The 18,108-nt window shown below is 70.4% G+C and carries 14 protein-coding genes, 1 pseudogene and 1 riboswitch; of the genes and pseudogenes, 12 read left to right on the top strand and 3 right to left on the bottom strand.

Features of this window, described 5'->3' with window-relative positions:
- Positions 1 to 25: 25 nt before the first annotated feature.
- The 4 genes from LRG07_RS06150 to cysN all read left to right on the top strand — a co-directional run bounded on the left by LRG07_RS06150 (position 26) and on the right by cysN (position 4,142).
- Positions 26 to 403, top strand: a complete 378-nt coding sequence (locus LRG07_RS06150) for an antitoxin Xre-like helix-turn-helix domain-containing protein (protein WP_201173443.1) — start codon at positions 26 to 28, stop codon at positions 401 to 403.
- A 71-nt stretch (positions 404 to 474) separates the two neighbouring features.
- Positions 475 to 1,188 carry an RES domain-containing protein gene (locus tag LRG07_RS06145; RefSeq protein WP_238641985.1) on the top strand — a complete coding sequence of 238 codons (714 nt, stop codon included), beginning with the start codon at positions 475 to 477 and terminating at the stop codon, positions 1,186 to 1,188.
- Between the two features lie 123 nt (positions 1,189 to 1,311).
- Positions 1,312 to 2,226 carry a sulfate adenylyltransferase subunit CysD gene (cysD, locus tag LRG07_RS06140; RefSeq protein WP_207190396.1) on the top strand — a complete coding sequence of 305 codons (915 nt, stop codon included), beginning with the start codon at positions 1,312 to 1,314 and terminating at the stop codon, positions 2,224 to 2,226.
- A gap of 2 nt (positions 2,227 to 2,228) precedes the next feature.
- A complete protein-coding gene (gene cysN, locus LRG07_RS06135) occupies positions 2,229 to 4,142 on the top strand; it encodes a sulfate adenylyltransferase subunit CysN (RefSeq protein ID WP_238641984.1) in 1,914 nt (637 codons plus the stop codon).
- Positions 4,143 to 4,158: 16 nt separating this feature from the next.
- Here cysN and LRG07_RS06130 read toward each other — a convergent pair whose 3' ends face one another.
- Entirely contained in the window at positions 4,159 to 5,619 is a 1,461-nt protein-coding gene (locus tag LRG07_RS06130) for an RtcB family protein (RefSeq protein ID WP_201243081.1), read from the bottom strand.
- 339 nt (positions 5,620 to 5,958) lie between these two features.
- Positions 5,959 to 6,061: riboswitch (guanidine-I (ykkC/yxkD leader) on the top strand.
- Between the two features lie 53 nt (positions 6,062 to 6,114).
- Here LRG07_RS06130 and LRG07_RS06125 point away from each other — a divergent pair.
- The 8 genes from LRG07_RS06125 to LRG07_RS06090 are packed head-to-tail and all read left to right on the top strand — an operon-like array spanning position 6,115 to position 16,781.
- Positions 6,115 to 7,206: a putative urea ABC transporter substrate-binding protein gene (locus LRG07_RS06125; RefSeq protein WP_238641983.1), complete on the top strand. Its 1,092-nt coding sequence runs from the start codon at positions 6,115 to 6,117 to the stop codon at positions 7,204 to 7,206.
- Between the two features lie 59 nt (positions 7,207 to 7,265).
- Entirely contained in the window at positions 7,266 to 8,090 is an 825-nt protein-coding gene (locus tag LRG07_RS06120; RefSeq protein WP_201241377.1) for an ABC transporter permease, read from the top strand.
- Positions 8,087 to 8,827, top strand: coding sequence for an ATP-binding cassette domain-containing protein (locus tag LRG07_RS06115; protein WP_201173464.1), 741 nt, complete (start codon positions 8,087 to 8,089; stop codon positions 8,825 to 8,827). The genes LRG07_RS06120 and LRG07_RS06115 overlap by 4 nt, the downstream gene beginning before the upstream one ends.
- Positions 8,824 to 9,561 carry an urea amidolyase associated protein UAAP1 gene (locus LRG07_RS06110; protein ID WP_238641982.1) on the top strand — a complete coding sequence of 246 codons (738 nt, stop codon included), beginning with the start codon at positions 8,824 to 8,826 and terminating at the stop codon, positions 9,559 to 9,561. Before LRG07_RS06115 ends, LRG07_RS06110 begins: the two co-directional genes overlap by 4 nt.
- 14 nt (positions 9,562 to 9,575) lie before the next feature.
- Complete coding sequence (locus LRG07_RS06105) at positions 9,576 to 10,217, top strand: urea amidolyase associated protein UAAP2 (RefSeq protein WP_370641514.1); 642 nt, start codon at positions 9,576 to 9,578, stop codon at positions 10,215 to 10,217.
- A gap of 5 nt (positions 10,218 to 10,222) precedes the next feature.
- Positions 10,223 to 13,825: an urea carboxylase gene (uca, locus tag LRG07_RS06100; protein WP_238641981.1), complete on the top strand. Its 3,603-nt coding sequence runs from the start codon at positions 10,223 to 10,225 to the stop codon at positions 13,823 to 13,825.
- Positions 13,822 to 15,612, top strand: a complete 1,791-nt coding sequence (atzF, locus tag LRG07_RS06095) for an allophanate hydrolase (RefSeq protein ID WP_238641980.1) — start codon at positions 13,822 to 13,824, stop codon at positions 15,610 to 15,612. Before uca ends, atzF begins: the two co-directional genes overlap by 4 nt.
- 53 nt (positions 15,613 to 15,665) lie before the next feature.
- On the top strand, positions 15,666 to 16,781 hold the full coding sequence (locus tag LRG07_RS06090; protein WP_238641979.1) for a glycosyltransferase family 4 protein: 1,116 nt from the start codon (positions 15,666 to 15,668) through the stop codon (positions 16,779 to 16,781).
- Positions 16,782 to 16,838: 57 nt separating this feature from the next.
- On the opposite strand, the gene LRG07_RS06085 is transcribed toward LRG07_RS06090, so the two are convergent.
- Positions 16,839 to 17,669, bottom strand: a complete 831-nt coding sequence (locus tag LRG07_RS06085; protein ID WP_238641978.1) for a BCCT family transporter — start codon at positions 17,667 to 17,669, stop codon at positions 16,839 to 16,841.
- A 12-nt stretch (positions 17,670 to 17,681) separates the two neighbouring features.
- Positions 17,682 to 17,850: pseudogene (locus LRG07_RS06080) on the bottom strand (BCCT family transporter); the annotation flags it as partial.
- Between the last annotated feature and the right edge of the window lie 258 nt (positions 17,851 to 18,108).

Raw genomic sequence — 18,108 nt, 5'->3', positions numbered from 1 at the left:
GGAAAGGACCGAAGAGGTGCCAATCATGGCTACCCAAGCGCCGCAAGAAGCCGACCCGGACCGCCGTGTCCTGACCGAAGCCGTGACCAACGCCGCCGATCTCCTCGGTTTGTCCAACCGCCAGCTCGCCGAGGTGATTGGCGTGAGTGCGTCGACCGTCTCGCGGATGCAAAGGGGGGCCTACCACCTCCAGCCCGGCACCAAGGCGTGGGAGCTGAGCCTGCTGCTTGTCCGGGTGGCGAGGTCCCTCGGGGCGATTTGCGCTGGCGACGAGCGGGTCATGCGCCAGTGGATGCAACACCCCAATCACGATCTGGGTTGTGTACCGTCAACCAGGATTCAGCACGTGGACGGCCTCGTGGAAGTCGTCGACTATCTTGATGCCCACCGTGCCGTGCTTTGAACGCCATGCCTCCAACGCTGACACTCCACACCGAAGACCTTCTCCAAGAAGCCGCGCCCCGCAGTGGCTGGGTGTGGCGGGCTGTTGAGAGCCAGCACTACCCCGCCACGCGGAGACTCGTCAGAAGCCATTCCGATCAGGAGCGCCTGGAGGCCCTTCTGGAGCAGAGCAAGCCAGCTTACCCGGCGGGCACCGAACAGCTGGACTACCTGCTCAAGACCCCTTTCCGCTATCGCCCCCCCAACCCCAACGGCAGCCGTTTCCGCCGACCGTTCTCGCCTTACGGTGTGTTCTACGCGGCTGAAGCGATCCACACGGCCCTGGCGGAGTTCGCCTTCCACCGCTTCCGGTTCTTCTTCGTCTCCGAGGGCACGGAGCCTCCGGTACAGGAGGCTCAACTGACCGTCTTTTCAGCAGGCTACCGAACCTCACTGGGCCTCGACCTCACCGCCGGCAATCTGGCTACGCATCGGGCCCTATGGACCGATCCGACCGACTACTCCGCGACGCAGACCCTCGGAGAAACAGCGGCCCAGGCCGGAATCGGGGCAGTACGCTACGAATCTGTGCGTGCCCCCGGGACAGACGACCAGGGCCGTGGCGCGGGGCGCAACGTCGGGATCCTCGACCCGGCGGTGTTCCAGCCACGGCACCACTGCTCGCCGCAGGCCTGGTATCTGTACCTGGGCGAACAGGAGGCCAACGCCCGTCGAGCATTCGCCAACCCGGACGAGCAGCTAACCTTTCCGAAGACCGTCTTCCAGATGCCCGGCCCGGCCGGATAGACGACGCGACACGCTGACCCGGAACGGACACCGTAAGGACATGGCCATCGGCTCTGACGCGACCGCCGAGCGATCCTTTACAATGCTCGGCCAACGCGGGCTTTCGGTCAGGTGATCAAGGGTATGGAGATCAGCGAGGCACGGCTCACCCACCTCAAGGAGCTTGAGGCGGAGAGCATCCACATCATCCGCGAGGTCGCCGCGGAGTTCGACAACCCGGTGATGCTCTACTCCATCGGCAAGGACTCCTCGGTGATGCTGCGCCTGGCGCTCAAGGCGTTCTACCCGGGCAAGCCGCCCTTCCCCCTGATGCACGTGGACACCACCTGGAAGTTCCGCGAGATGATCGCCTTCCGTGACCGCATGGCGCGCGAGTCGGGCATGGAGCTGATCGTCCACATCAACCAGGAGGGCGTCGAGCAGGGCATCGGGCCGTTCAGCCACGGCTCCAAGGTGCACACCGACGTCATGAAGACCCAGTCGCTCAAGCAGGCGATGGACCGGCACCGCTTCGATGCGGCCTTCGGCGGCGCCCGCCGCGACGAGGAGAAATCCCGCGCCAAGGAGCGCGTCTACTCCTTCCGCGACCGCCACCACCGCTGGGATCCCAAGGGCCAGCGCCCGGAACTCTGGCAGCTCTACAACGGCCGCGTCCACAAGGGCGAGAGCATGCGCATCTTCCCCCTGTCCAACTGGACGGAGCTGGATATCTGGCAGTACATCTACCTGGAGGACATCCCCATCGTCCCCCTCTACTACGCCGCCGAGCGCCCGGTGGTCGAGCGCGACGGCACCCTGATCATGGTCGACGACGAGCGCATGCCGCTGGAGGAAGGCGAGCAGCCGCGCTACGAGAAGGTCCGCTTCCGCACCCTCGGCTGCTACCCGCTCACCGGCGCGATCCGCTCCGAGGCCGATACCCTGCCGGAGATCATCCAGGAGATGCTGCTCACCCGCACCTCCGAGCGGCAGGGCCGGGTCATCGACCACGACTCGGCCGGGTCGATGGAAGAGAAAAAACGGCAGGGGTATTTCTGATCATGTCCCACGCCTCCGATCTGATCGCCACCGACATCGAGTCCTACCTCAAGCAGCACGAGCACAAGGATCTGCTGCGTTTTATCACCTGCGGCTCGGTGGACGACGGCAAGAGCACCTTCATCGGGCGGCTGCTCCACGACTCGGCGCTGGTCTACGAGGACCAGCTCGCCGCGGTACGCCAGGACTCGAGTCGCTACGGCACCACCGGCGACGACGTGGACCTGGCGCTGCTCGTCGATGGCCTGCAATCCGAGCGCGAGCAGGGCATCACCATCGACGTCGCCTACCGCTACTTCTCCACCGACAAGCGCAAGTTCATCATCGCCGACACCCCGGGCCACGAGCAGTACACCCGCAACATGGCCACCGGTGCCTCGACGGCGCAGCTGGCGGTGATCCTGGTCGACGCCCGCCACGGGGTGCAGGTGCAGACCCGCCGGCACAGCTACATCTGCGCGCTGCTGGGCATCCGCCACGTCGTGCTGGCCATCAACAAGATGGACCTGGTCGACTGGGATCAGGGCGCATTCGAGCGCATCCGTGACGAGTACACGGCCTTCGCGCGCCGGCTCGGCATCCCCGACGTGCGCTGCGTGCCGCTGTCCGCGCTCAAGGGCGACAACGTCGTCCACCGCAGCGAGCAGATGCCGTGGTACGACGGCCCGACGCTAATGGAATTTCTGGAGACGATCGAGGCCAAGGCCGACCGTAACCTGCGTGATCTGCGCCTGCCGGTGCAGACCGTGATCCGCCCCTCCCACGACTTCCGCGGCTTCGCCGGCACCCTGGCCGCCGGCACGGTCCGCCCCGGTGATGAGGTCGTCGCCCTACCCTCCGGGCTGCGCAGCCGCGTGGAGCGCGTGGTCACCTACGACGGCGACCTAGACGTGGCCTTCCCGCCGCAGTCGGTGACCGTCACGCTGGCCGACGAGATCGATATCTCCCGCGGCGACGTCCTCGCCAGCCCACGGCGACCGGCGACGGTGGACGACACCCTGGATGCGCGCATCGTGTGGATGGCCGAACAACCCCTGCTGCCCGGACGCCAGTACGACATCAAGCTGGGCACGGCCACCGTCCCGGCGGTGGTCGAGCGCATCCACCACCGCATCGACGTCAACACCCTCGAGCACCACCAGGCGGAGGAACTCGGGCTCAACGAGATCGGCCTGTGCCGCGTCCAGCTCTCGGCGCGGGTGCCGTTCGACCCCTACGAGGAGATCGCCAACACCGGCGCGTTCATCGTCATCGACCGGATGAGCCTGCACACCGTCGGCGCCGGCATGGTCACCCGCGCCGCCACCGAGGCCGCCGGCGCCGAGACCGACGTGCCGCGCCGCCAGCTGGCGCTGAGCAAGGCCCAGCGCGCCGGGCAGAAGGGCCAGCGGCCGTGCATCGTCTGGCTCACCGGCCTGTCCGGCTCGGGCAAGTCGAGCCTGGCCAACGCCCTGGAGCAGGCACTGTTTCGCCGCGGCTACCACAGCTACCTGATCGACGCCGGCAACGTCCGCCACGGCCTGAGCCACGACCTGGACTTCAGCCGGGACGCCCGGGCCGAGAACATCCGCCGCATCGCCGAGACGGCCACCATGTTCGTCGACGCCGGGCTGATCACCGTCTGCGCCAGCCTCTCGCCCTACCGCGACGACCGCGCCATGGTCCGCGAGCGGGTGGAGCCCGGCGAGTTCATCGAGGTGTACGTGGACGCCCCCATCGAGGCGTGCCGCGCTGCGGACCTGGACGGCCTCTACACCCGCGCCGACGCCGGCGAGATCCAGGGGCTGCCAGGCGTGGACATCCCCTACGAGGCGCCGGAGCAGCCCGAGGTCCACGTCGATACGGTGGCGGAGGATCTGGAGACCTCGGTTCGCCGGATCCTTGCCGCCCTGGAGGAGCGCGGGGTGCTGCGCTAGCCCGCCCCGCGCCTACCTACCCTTTGAGCACGCCGAGCGGACGCAGCCGGGCCACCCGGCGGCCGATGCCGGCGTGGGCGACCACGTCCACCACGTCGGCCACGTCCTTGTAGGCCTCGGCCAGCTCCTCGGCCACCGTATCCCGCGACGAGGCGCGCACCTCGATGCCGGCGGCGGCCAGCTCGGCATCCAGGTCCCGCCCCTTGGCCGCCCGCTTGGCCTGACGGCGGCTTAGCCGGCGCCCGGCGCCGTGGGCGCAGGAGCCGAAGGTCTCGGCGTAGGCGCCCTGGGTACCGAGCAGGACGTAGGAGTAGCGGGTCATGTCGCCGGGCAACAGCACCGGCTGCCCCAGCCCGCGCAGGTCCTCGGGCAGCTCCGGATGCCCCGGCGGGAAGGCGCGGGTGGCCCCCTTGCGGTGGACGCACAGCTCGCGCTCCTCGCCGTCGATCCGATGGCGCTCGAACTTGGCGATGTTGTGCGAGACGTCGTAGACCAGCTCCAGGTGTGCGGTCTCGCCGAGGACCTCGGCGAAGACCTGGCGCACTTGCTGGGTCATGGCCTGGCGGTTGACGTAGGCGAAGTTGGCGGCGGCCTGCATGGCCCCCAGGTAATCCCGGGCGGCGGAGCAGCTCAGCGGCGCACAGGCCAGCTGTCGGTCGGGCAGCTCGATGCTGTTGCGCCCGGTGATCCGCTCCATGGTCACCAGGAAGTCATCACAGACCTGGTGGCCGAGCCCGCGCGAGCCAGAGTGGATGAGCACGGTCAGCGTCCCCGCCTCCAGCCCCAGGCGCCGGGCAGCGGGCTCGTCGTAGACGGCGTCGACGCAGCCGATCTCGATGAAGTGGTTGCCGGAACCGACGGTGCCCACCTGATCCCGGCCGCGCTGGATGGCCCGATCGCTGACCGCCTCGGGGTCCGCACCGGGCAGCCGGCCACCGTCCTCGATCCGCCCCAGGTCCGCGGGCTCGCCCAGCCCCACCTCGACGGCCCACTCCGCCCCCTCGCGCAGCAGCCGGCGCATGTCCCGGTTGCGCAGCAGGGTATCGCTGTACCCCCGCCCCACGCCGGCCGGAATGCGCTCGAAGAGCCGATCCATCAGGCGCGGCAAGTGGGTGCCGAGCTCCTCGGCACGCAGGGGCGTGCGCAACAACCGGACCCCACAGTTGATGTCGTAGCCCACACCTCCGGGCGAGATCACGCCCCCCTGTGCCGGATCGAAGGCCGCCACGCCGCCGATGGGAAAACCGAACCCCCAGTGGATATCCGGCATGCCGATGGAACGACCCACCACCCCGGGCAGGCAGGCCACGTTGGCCACCTGGCGGACGGCCTCGGTGTCGCGGATATCCTCGATCAGGGCGTCGCTGGCGAAGATCAGCCCGTCGACCTGCATGCGCCCCTGCCGCGGCAGCCGCCAGCGGCACCCGTTGAGCCGTTCCAGCACCAGGCCATCGGTAGCCTCGATGTGTTTCGCCATGCCCGCCTCCTCAACGGTTGCTGCCGTGCCCCGTGATCCCGGGCCGATCCCAGCCCCCAAGGTCGCATGCCCGGCCAGCCTCGTCCTCCCCCCTCCGCAAGGTTAGACCCTCGGGCGCGCACCATGGCGGTGCATTCGCCCCGGGGTGGTGCCCCCGCATCGGGCGCGCGGACCGGGCTGACCGGGACGACCCGGCTGCCTCGGCCCGTAACTGACTGTTTCCCCATGCCTCGCCGACCTGGCCCGCGTCTTGCTTGTGGTACAGGCAGCGGCAGTATCGACCGCGAAGGGCTACGGCCCGGAGGATCCGGCCCGACGCGTCACCGCAGACAATCTGGCCAAAAGGGCGACTAGGGTTCCGTCCGCACATCCGCGGGGCCTGGTCCGAGAGTCGCCGACCTCTCTCAGGGGGGTTACACGGAGGGACAAAAGCCCGGGAGATCGCGATCGATGCTCCCGCTTTGTACCCAACGGCAACCCCGAGGGAGAGATCCCATGAGCCGCAACCAGCACCCCCTGCGCCAACGACTCAGCCACCTGTGTGCCGCCGCGGCCCTGTTTAGCACCGCCGCACTGCCCCTGGCCGCCTCGGCGGATGAACGCGACTCCTTCCGCATCGCCTGGAGCATCTACGTCGGCTGGATGCCCTGGGACTTCGGCGAGGCCGAGGGCATCGTCGACAAGTGGGCGGACAAGTACGACATCGAGATCGATGTGGTCCAGATCAACGACTACATCGAGTCGATCAACCTCTACACCGCCGGTTCCTTCGACGGCGTGACCCTGACCAACATGGACGCCCTGACCATCCCGGCGGCCAGCGGTGTCGACACCACCGCGCTGATCGCCGGCGACTTCTCCGACGGCAACGACGGCCTGGTGCTGAAAGGGACCGACGACCTGGCCGACGTCGAAGGGCAGCGCATCCACCTGGTGGAGCTGTCCGTCTCCCACTACCTGCTGGCCCGTGCCCTGGACTCGGTGGGGCTGAGCGAGCGGGACGTGCAGGTGGTCAACACCGCCGACGCCGACATCGTCGGTGCCTTCCGCTCGGACGACGTCCGCGCCGCCGTGGCGTGGAACCCGCAACTGGGGGAGATCCGCAACCACGAGGACGCCCACGTGGTGTTCGACTCCTCGGACATCCCCGGCGAGATCATCGACCTGCTCGGCGTGCGCACCGAGGTGCTGGAAGAGCACCCGGAACTCGGCAAGGCACTGACCGGGGCCTGGTACGAGATCATGGACGTCATGTCCGGCGACGATGTCGCCGGTGAGGCTGCCCGCACCGCCATGGCCGAGGAGGCCGGCACCGATCTGGCCGGCTACGAGGCGCAGCTCGCCTCCACCACCTTCTTCTACGACCCCGCCGAGGCGGTGGACTTCGTCACCAGCGAACAGCCCGCCGAGACCATGGAGAACGTCCGCCAGTTCGCCTACAAGCACGGGCTGCTCGGCGAGCGTGCCCCCAGCCCCGACTTCGTCGGCATCGAGCTGGCCGACGGCTCCACCCTGGGCGACGAGGCCAACGTCCAGTTGCGCTTCACCGACCGCTTCATGCGCAAGGCCGCTGAAGGCGAGCTGTAACGCCCCGCCCGGGGCGGATCAGCCCGCCCCGGGCCCCATCGGCAGCAGGAGCGTCATCCATGAAACGCCTGATCAACCGCCACCCGGGCCGGGTGGGAGGGGTCGCCTTGGCGATGCTCCCCTTCGTCCTCGCCCTGGTCGCCTACACCATCGCCTCGTCCCAGCGCCTGGCCGAGAACCCCAACGACCCGGTGCTGCCGTCGCTGATCACCCTGACCGAGTCCTTCCTGCGCCTGGCCACAGAGCAGAGCCGGCGCACCGGCGAGGTGCTGCTGTGGCTGGACACCGGCGCCAGCCTGACCCGGCTCGGGCTCGGCGTGGCCCTGGCCGCCGCCACGGGTCTGCTGGTCGGCGTCCTCAACGGCGCCCTGCCCTACGCCCGCCGCACCTTCGCCCCCTTCGTCACCGCCGTGGCCATGATCCCACCGCTGGCGGTCCTGCCCATCCTGTTCATCGCCTTCGGCGTCGGCGAGCTGGCCAAGGTGATGCTGATCGTCTTCGGCATCGCGCCGTTCATCATGCGCGACCTCCAGCAGCGGGTCGAAGAGCTGCCCCGCGAGCAGCTGATCAAGGCGCAGACCCTGGGCGCCTCCACCTGGCAGATCGTGCTGCGGGTGGTCCTGCCGCAGACCCTGCCGCGGCTGATCGACGCCACACGGCTGAGCCTCGGCGCCGCGTGGCTCTTTCTCATCGCCTCGGAGGCGATCGCCGCCACCGAGGGGCTCGGCTACCGGATCTTCCTGGTCCGGCGCTACCTGGACATGGAGACGATCCTCCCCTACGTGGCGTGGATCACCCTGCTCGCCTTCCTCATCGATCTGACCCTGCGCGGCGTCAATCGCTGGCTCTTCCCCTGGTATGCCGGAAGGAGCGCCCGCTCATGAGTGCCACCATCCGCCTGGAGAACGTCTGGAAGTCCTACGGCCAAGACGTCGTCCTGGAGAACCTCTCGCTGGAGGTCGCCGCCGGCTCCTTCGTCACCCTGGTGGGGGCCTCGGGCTGCGGCAAGACCACCTTCCTCAAGATGCTCCTCGGCGAGGAGGCGCCGAGCCGCGGCCGCCTGCTCATGGACGAGGCCCCACTGCCCGGCGAGCCCGGTCCGGACCGCGGGGTGGTCTTCCAGCGCTACTCGGTCTTCCCGCACCTGACCGCCGTGCAGAACGTGCTCCTCGGCCTGGAGCTGGCCGGCGCCCCGTGGCTGGGGCGGCTCTTCGGTGCCGCACGGCGCAACGCCCGGGCCGAGGCGGTGGCCGCGCTCGAGTCGGTGGGCCTGGAGCAGGCCCTGGACAAGTACCCGCCGGAACTCTCCGGGGGCATGCAGCAGCGGCTGGCCATCGCCCAGACCCTGATCAAGAACCCCCGGGTGCTGCTCCTCGACGAGCCCTTTGGCGCCCTCGACCCGGGCATCCGGCAGGACATGCACGCCCTGGTGCAAAGCCTGTGGCAGCGCACCGGGGTCACCGTCTTCATGGTCACCCACGACCTGCAGGAGGGCTTCACCCTCGGCAGCCGGCTGCTCGTCTTCGACAAGGTCCGCCACGACCCCCACGCCCCCGAGGCCTACGGGGCCCAGATCACCTACGACATCCCCCTCGACCGCAACGCGGAGGATTCCCCATGAGCACCCCCTCGCTGCCCCCGGAGCGCATCGTCTACCAGGAGCACGTGCCGGGCGCCCGCTACGCCTCGCTGATCCTCCGGCGCGGCTTCGCCCTGCGCCTGACCGACGTCGATGGCACCGCCAACGCCGCGGTGCTGCTCTACAACCCGCACAACCTGCTCGAGCGCTACAACGCCCCGGACACCCTCAAGGGGCAGCACACCGCGCGGCTGACCGCCGGCCACATGCTCTACTCGGACATGGGCCGGGTGATGCTCTCGATCACCGCCGACAGCCTCGACTGGCACGACCCGATCGGCGGCATCAGCGACGCCGATGCGGTGCGCGGCACCTACGGCCAGGCCCGCTACCAGGAGCGGCTCAACGACTTCCACCGCAGCGGCCGCGAGCTCTTTCTCATCGAGCTGGCCAAATGGGGGCTGGGGCGCGCCGATCTGCTCCCCAACGTGAACTTCTTCAGCAAGGTCCAGGCGGATGAGGCGGGCAACCTGCGCTACCGCCCCGGACACAGCCACGCCGGCGCCTGCGTGGACCTGCGCGCGGAGATGGACACCCTGATCATCCTGCAGACCGCCCCCCACCCCATGGCCCCGGGCCCGGAGTACGCCCCCGGCGCGGTGGATCTGACCGTCTATCGGGCGGAGCCGGTGGCGGCGGAGGATCCGTGCCTGGTCAGCCACCCCGAGAACGCCCGCGCCTACGCCAACACCGCCGCCTACCACAGCCAGGAGTAAGCGCCATGACCGGCATGAACCTCGTCGAGAGCCCCCTCGATCCCTGCGACGCCCTCTCCCGCGTCACCGTCCCCGCCGGCGAGCCGTGGCTGGGGGAGCTGCGCCGTGGACAGACCCTGCGCATCGTGGACCTGGAGGGCAACCAGGCCGCCGACACCCTCTTCTACAACCTCCACAACCCGCGCGGGGAGCGCTACAGCGCCGTGGACACCGTCCGCGAGCAGGGCAACGCCTACCTGAGCACCGGCAGCTGCCTGCGCTCCACCGCCGGACGGCCGATGCTGACCATCACCGCCGACACCTGCGGACGGCACGACACCCTGGGCGGGGCCTGCGCGGCGGAGTCGAACCAGGTGCGCTACGCCCTGGACAAGAAACCGATGCACAACTGCCGGGACAACTTCCTCATCGCCCTGGCCGAGAGCGACTACGGCCTGGGCAAGCGGGATATCGGCCCGAACATCAACTTCTTCATGAACGTCCCGCTGACCCCCGAGGGCGGCCTGAGCTTCCAGGACGGCCTCTCCGGGCCGGGCAAGTACGTCGAGATGCGCGCCGAGATGGACGTGCTCGTCCTGCTCTCCAACTGCCCGCAGCTCAACAACCCGTGCAGCGACTACAACCCCACCCCCCTCGAGATGATCGTCTGGAAGTGACCGCCATGTTCAGCAAGGTCCTGATCGCCAACCGCGGCGCCATCGCCTGCCGGATCCTGCGTACCCTGCGCCGGCTGGGCATCGCCTCGGTGGCCGTCCACTCCAAGGCCGACCGCCACTCCCTGCACGTGCGCCAGGCCGACGAGGCCATCTGCATCGGCCCGGCGAGTGCCGCCGAGTCGTACCTCAATCACGAGGCCATCCTCGCCGCCGCGCAGCAGACCGGCGCCGAGGCCATCCACCCGGGCTACGGCTTCCTGTCGGAGAACGACGCCTTCGCCGAGGCGTGCGAGGCAGCGGGGATCGCCTTCATCGGCCCGACGCCGCAGCAGATGCGCGACTTCGGCCTCAAGCACACCGCCCGCGACCTGGCCGAGGCCAGCGACGTGCCGATGCTACCCGGCACCGGGCTGCTCGGCAGTGTGACCGAGGCAGTGGCCGAGGCCGAGCGGATCGGCTACCCGGTGATGCTCAAAAGCACCGCCGGCGGCGGCGGGATCGGCATGCAGCTCTGCCACGACGCCGCCGCGCTGCAAGAGGCCTACGACTCGGTGCGCCGCCTGTCGGCGAACAATTTCTCCAACGACGGCCTTTTTCTGGAGAAGTACGTCGAGCACGGCCGCCATATCGAGGTGCAGCTCTTCGGCGACGGGCAGGGCACCGTCATCGCCCTGGGCGAGCGCGACTGCTCGCTGCAGCGGCGCAACCAGAAGGTGGTCGAGGAGACCCCCGCCCCGGGCCTGGATGCGGAGACCCGCCAGGCCCTGCTCGACGCCGCCGAGCGGCTGGGTCGCCAGGTGGCCTACCGCAGCGCCGGGACCGTGGAGTACATCCTCGACGCCGACACCGGCGCCTTCTACTTCCTGGAGATGAACACCCGGCTGCAGGTCGAGCACGGCGTCACCGAGGCGGTCACCGGCACCGACCTGGTGGCTTGGATGCTCGAGGCCGCCGCCGGCACCCTGACCGACCTCGCCGCCCGCCGCCCCGCGCCCCGCGGCCACGCCATCCAGGCGCGGGTCTACGCCGAGGATCCCGGCAAGGGCTTCCAGCCGTGCACCGGGCTGCTGACCGAGGTCCGCTTCCCGGAGACGGCCCGCATCGAGACCTGGGTGGAAGGCGGCAGCACGATCACCCCGCACTACGACCCGATGATCGCCAAGCTCATCGTCCACGGTACCGACCGGGCCGACGCCCTGACGCGCCTGCGCAAGGCCCTGGCCGAGACCGCCCTGCACGGCGTCGAGACCAACCTGCCCTACCTGCGCGCCATCGCCGCCGACGCCACCTTCGCCGCCGGGCGGGCCACCACCCGCTACCTGGACACCTTCGCCTACCAGCCGGCGAGCATCGACGTCCTCCAGCCGGGCACCCAAACCACGGTGCAGGACTGGCCCGGGCGCGTGGGCTACTGGGAGGTCGGCGTCCCGCCCTCGGGCCCCATGGACGCGCTGGCCTTCCGCCTGGGCAATCGGATCGTCGGCAACGCCGAGCAGGCCGCCGGGCTGGAGATGACCGCCAGCGGGGCCGACCTGCGCTTCCACACCGAGGCCACCATCGCCCTGACCGGCGCAGCCATGGCCGCCGAGCTCGACGGCGCCCCGGTGCCGTTCTGGCAGGCGGTGAGCGTCCCGGCCGGAGCGCGGCTGCGCCTGGGCACCGCCGAGGGCCCCGGGGTGCGTACCTATCTGCTCGTGCGCGGCGGCATCGACGTCCCCCGCCACCTGGGCAGCCGCGCCACCTTCACCCTGGGGCGCATGGGCGGCCACGGCGGCCGCGCCCTGCAGACCGGCGATGTTCTGCACCTGGGCCCGGCGCCGGAGCACCCGCCGACCCCTCTGCCCGCCGAGGCCATCCCCGCCCACGCCACCGAGTGGACCCTGCGCGCGGTCTACGGCCCCCACGGCGCGCCGGATTTCTTCACCGAGGCGGACATCGAGCGCTTCTTCACCACCGCCTGGCAGGTCCACTACAACTCCAGCCGCACCGGCGTGCGCCTGATCGGACCCAAGCCCGAGTGGGCGCGAGCGGACGGCGGCGAGGCCGGCCTGCACCCGTCGAACATCCACGACAACGCCTACGCCATCGGCACGGTGGATTTCACCGGCGACATGCCGGTGATCCTCGGCCCCGACGGGCCGAGCCTGGGCGGTTTCGTCTGCCCGGCGACCATCGTCAGCGCCGACCTTTGGAAGGTGGGGCAGCTGCGCCCCGGCGACCGGGTCCGCTTCCAGGCCGTCGACGCCGCCACCGGGCAGCACCTGGCCGAGGCGCAGGAAGCGGCCATCGCCGCCGGCCAGCCGGCCGACCCGCCCCTGCCCGCCACCAACCCGGGTCGGGTCGATCCGGCCCGCGCCCCGGCGAACGCGGGGACGACCCCGGTCTCGGTGACCTACCGCAGCGCCGGCGAGCGCTACCTGCTGGTGGAGTACGGCCCCATCGTGCTCGATTTGAACCTGCGCTTTCGCGTCCAGGCCCTGCTCGAGTGGCTGACCGAGCAGGCCATCCCGGGGATCCTCGAACTCACCCCCGGCGTGCGCAGCCTGCAGATCCACTACGAGCCCCGGCGCCTGCCCCAGGAGCGGCTGGTGGCGATCCTCGAGCAGGCCGAGGGCGAGCTGCGCGATCTCTCCGAGGCCGAGATGCCCTCGCGCATCGTCCACCTCCCGCTGGCCTGGGACGACTCCCAGACCCGCCTGGCCACGGAGAAGTACATGCAGTCGGTGCGCGCCGACGCCCCCTGGTGCCCGGACAACATCGAGTTCATCCGGCGCATCAACGGCCTGCCCGACGAGGCCGCGGTCAAGCGGACGGTCTTCGACGCGGCCTACCTGGTCATGGGCCTGGGCGACGTCTACCTCTCCGCGCCCCTGGCCACGCCGGTGGACCCGCGCCACCGACTGGTGACCACCAAGTACAACCCGGCGCGGACCTGGACGCCGGAGAACGCGGTGGGCATCGGCGGCTCGTACCTGTGCATCTACGGCATGGAGGGGCCCGGCGGCTACCAGTTCGTGGGCCGGACGCTGCAGATCTGGAACCGCTACCACGTCACCCCGGCCTTCGAGAAGCCGTGGCTGCTGCGCTTCTTCGACCAGATCCGCTTCTACGAGGTGAGCGAGGCAGAACTGCTGGAGATGCGTGATGCCTTCCCCCGCGGCGGCCTGGCGCTGGAGATCGAGGAGACCACCTTCTCGCTGCAGCGCTACAACCGCTTTCTCACCGAGCACCAGGCCTCCATCGAGGCGTTCAAGACCCGCCAGCAGGAGGCCTTCGAGGCCGAGCGCCAGCGCTGGATCGCCAACGGCCAGGCGGATTACGACGCCGAGAGCGAACCGCCGCCGCCCGCCACCGAGGGCGTCGAACTCGCCGCCGACGAGCAGGCCGTCAACGGCCACGTCCACGCCAACCTGTGGTCGCTGCAGGTGCGCGAGGGCGAACGCGTGGAGGCCGGCCAGACCCTGCTGGTGCTCGAATCGATGAAGATGGAGATCCCCATCTGCGCCGAACAGGACGGCACGGTCCGCCGCCTGCTGTGCAACGAAGGGGCCCAGGTGGCCCCGGGGCAGACCCTCCTGACCCTGAGCAGCGACGGGAGCACGCCATGACCCCGCTGACCGTAACCGAACGGCTGGCCGCCTACCGGGACGGCACCCTGGATCCGCGCAGCGAACTGCACCGGGCCCGGGCCGCCGCCCTGGCCGACACCCACCACACCTGGATCCACGTGCTGGACGAGGCGCAGCTGGCCCCCTACCTGGACCGCCTGGAGGGGCTCGACCCGGCGTCGCTGCCGCTCTACGGCATCCCCTTCGCCATCAAGGACAACATCGACCTGGCCGGCGTCCCGACCACCGCCGGCTGCCCGGACTACGCCTACACCCCGGCGGAGTCCGCCTTCGTCGTCCAGCGGCTGATCGACGCCGGGGCGGTGCCCCTGGGCAAGACCAACCTGGATCAGTTCGCCACCGGCCTGGTGGGCACGCGCTCGCCCTACGGCGCCTGCCCCAACGCCTTTCACCGGGACTACGTCGCCGGCGGCTCCAGCTCCGGCTCGGCGCTGGCCGTCGCCCTCGGCCAGGTCCCCTTCGCCCTGGGCACGGACACCGCCGGCTCGGGCCGGGTGCCGGCGGCGTTCAACAACCTCATCGGCCTCAAGCCCACCTGCGGGCGGCTGAGCACCCGCGGCGTGGTCCCAGCGTGTCGCAGCCTCGATGCGGTCTCGATCTTTGCCGGCACCGCCGCCGACGCGGGGCGGATCCTCGCCGTGGCTGGCGCCTACGACGACGCCGACCCCTACGCCCGCGCGGATCAGCCGCCGACCCTGGGGCCAGGGCGGATCCCGGCCCACGGCTTCCGCTTCGCCGTACCCCCGGCCGAGCAGCGCGCCTTCTTCGGCAACGCGCACACGCCGGCGCTCTTCGAACGGGCCGTTGCGCGCCTGCAGGCGCTCGGCGGCGTGCCGGTGGAGCTGGACTTCAGCCCCTTCCTCGAGGCCGCGCGCCTGCTCTACGAGGGCCCCTGGGTGGCCGAGCGCTACGCCGCCATCCGCGCCTTCATCGACCGCCAGCCGGAGAGCCTGCTGGCGGTCACGCGCACGATCATCGGCGCCGGCAGCGAACCCCGGGCCGCCGACGCCTTCGCCGCGGCCTACCGCCTGCAGGCCCTGCGCCGCCAGGCCGAGGCGGCCTGGCAGCAAGTGGATCTGGCCATCACGCCCACCGCCGGCACCCTCCCCAGCCAGGCGGCGGTGGCCGCCGAGCCCGTGGCCCGCAACAGCGAGCTGGGCTACTACACCAACTTCATGAACCTGCTCGACTGCAGCGCCGTGGCCGTGCCCGCCGGATTCCAGGACGAGGGCCTGCCCTTCGGGGTCACCCTCTTCGCCCCGGCCTTCTACGACACCGACCTGCTCGGCCTGGCGGCACAGCTCCATCAGACCGGCGTCGACACCCTGGGCGCCACCGGCCGGCCGCTGCCGCCGAGCGAGCCGCCGCCCCCCGACCCGGGGCACGCCGTGGAGCTGGCCGTCTGCGGCGCCCACCTCAGCGGTCTGGCCCTGAATCACCAGCTCACCGAGCGCCGCGGCCGCCTGCTGGCCACCATGCAGACGGCGCCCCGCTACCGGCTCTACGCCCTGCCCGGCGAGGCGCCGCAGCGCCCCGGACTGATCCGCGACCGGCGGGAGGGCAGCGCCATCGAGGTGGAGGTGTGGAGCCTGCCGGCCCAGGAAGTGGGCGCCTTCATCGCCGGCATCCCCGCGCCGCTGGGCATCGGCCGGGTGGAACTGGCCGACGGGCGCTGGATCCCGGGCTTTCTGTGTGAGGCCGCCGGGCTCGAGGGCGCCGAGGAGATCACCCACCTGGGCGGCTGGCGGCGCTACGTGGGCGGCTGAGGCGGTGGTACCATGCCGGCGTTCAACCACCCGCAGACGCCGAAGGGCCTGCCGTGCGAGTCCTGTATCTGTTCGACACCACCGACCGCGCCGAGAGCGAGAGCGTCATCGAGATGGCCAGCCACGGCGTGGTGCCGACCATCGTCTGCCAGCCCGATGCGCCCATGCGCAGCCGCTTCGAGGCGGCCGGGCTGGAGGTCATCCCGGTGCGCATGCGCAGCAAGGCCGACCGCGCGGCCATCGCCACGCTGCGCCGCCTGCGGCGGGAGCGCACCTTTGACCTGGTGCACGCCTACTACAAGATCGCCCTGACCAACTACAACCTGGCGGCCATGGGTCTACCGCGGCTGCCGGTGGTGGCCTACCGGGGGATCATCGGCAACCTCAGCTACTGGGATCCGTTCTCCTGGCTCTCGTTCCTCGACCCACGCATCGAGCGCATCGTCTGCGTCTGCGAGGCGATCCGCCAGTACTTCCTGGATAAGCCCTTCCTGCCCGGGACCCGGCTCTTTCGCCCGGAGCGGGTGGTGACCATCCACAAGGGGCACCGCCCGGCCTGGTATCAGCAGCCCGATGCCCAGCGACCGGCCGATCTGGCCATCCCCGAGGGGGCGCCGGTGATCGGCTGTGTGGCGCGGATGAAAAAGCGCAAGGGTATCGTCGAGCTGATCCGCGCCTTCGAGCAGATCCCCGCCGAGCACAACGCCCACCTGGTGCTCATCGGGCCCATCGAGTACCCGGCCATCGAGCGGGCGGCGGCGGCCAGCCCGGCGGCGGAGCGGATCCGCATCACCGGCTTCCGGGCCGACGCGCCGAAGATCGCCGGCGCCTTCGACATCGCCACCCTGCCCTCGTTACGCCGCGAGGGGCTGCCACGGGCGATCATCGAGGCCATGGCGCAGGGGATCCCGGCGGTGGTCTCGGACTCCGGCGGGAATCCGGAGCTGGTGGAGGACGGCGTCAGCGGCCGGGTGACACCGGCAGGCGACGTGGCCGCCCTGGGCGAGGCCCTGCACGAGCTGGTCGCCGATGCGCAGCTGCGCGCGCGGATGGGCGCGGCAGCCCACGAGCGCATCGCCACACGTTTTACCGTCGAGCGCACCGCCCGCGAGACCCTGGCCCTCTACGCCGACGTGCTGGGCGCACGCGAGAAGCGCTCGGCGCACTGAGCCCGGCGGGGCAGGCGCCGGGGCCACTGCACCCCGGCGCCGCCCCGCGGACGATCCTCAGCGGCTCCCGCCGCCCTCGGGGGCGTCGATCATCTCGTCGTGCTCCTCGGTGGCCCAGGGCAGGGTCGCCGGCGCCGTGTCGAGGAACTGCAGATAGCTCTCGAAGTGGTCGAGGACGTCGTCGATGATCTCCTGCTCGTTGTACTCGTAGACGCTGTACGACTGCCCGCCCCGGCGCAGGTAGACCTCGGGTCGGTAGTAGACCTCGTCCGGCCCCGGGGTGCGATCCATCTCCGGGTAGGCGAAGGCCGGCCGCGGCCGCTCGGTCAGGCGCACGTCGTAGATGAAGTCCATGACCCCGTCCCGGTGGACCGTGAGGTACGCCCGCCCGTGCTCCTCGTCGAAGACCACCTCAGCGGGCCAGCCACGCTGGTGCAGCGCCTTCTGCACATGCTCCAGGGCCTGGATCACCGGCCCGCGGATGAAGGCCATGACATCCTTGCGGGCGGGGAAGTCGAAGAGCTCGTAGAGGCGCTTCTTCCACAGCAGGGTGCCGTAGCGCTGCCGGCGCTGGACGTGGTTCTGCAGGCTGGTGTCGTGGTGGCTTTCGATGATCAGCGCCCGCCACAGCCCCAACGCCGCCACCAGCATGATCACGGCAAAGGGCAGCGCACTGGTCACCGCCATGGTCTGCAGGGCCGCCAGACCGCCGGCGACCAGCAGCACCGCGGCCACCGCGCCCTCCATCACCGCCCAGAAGACGCGCTGCCAGACCGGTGTGACCGCACGCCCGCCGGAGGCCAGCTGATCGATGACCGGCGAGCCGGAGTCCGACGAACTGCCGAATGGTCCGCCCGCGGCTGATCTTGGCGATGAACATGCCCACAAACGGCGCCCAGGCGATGGTCCAGCCGAAGATGAACAGCGTCCAGTTGCCGATCCACTCGCGCCGGTCGTACGCCTCCAGGTTGAAGGTGCGCTCGACGGTGCCGCTGAGGTAACTACCCGTGTTCTGCACGAAGCTCTCGACGATGAGGATCGACGGGCCGACCAGAAAGACGAAGAGCATCAGCGAGGCGGCGAGGATCATGTTAGGGCGACGGCGATGGCGGGGAAGAAGACAGGGGCGAGGATGGCGGTGCGGAAGGCGCGCTTGCGATCGGTCATGGGCCCTTCTCGTGGTAGCCGAAGACGCCGGTCCGACACGGGGCCCATGCGCTGCTCGGGCGCGGTGGCCGGACGGGCTTCTTTTGAAGGTTAGGCCGGTTGGTGGGGGCGTACAACGGGGCGGTACGGCGTACGCAGGCCTGGGTCGCCCACCGAGCGG

Source organism: Halorhodospira sp. 9622, assembly GCF_022228025.1.
Lineage (GTDB): Bacteria > Pseudomonadota > Gammaproteobacteria > Nitrococcales > Halorhodospiraceae > Halorhodospira > Halorhodospira halophila_A.
The sequence above is the reverse complement of the archived record's forward strand: the minus strand, read 5'-3'. Positions and strand labels throughout refer to the sequence as shown.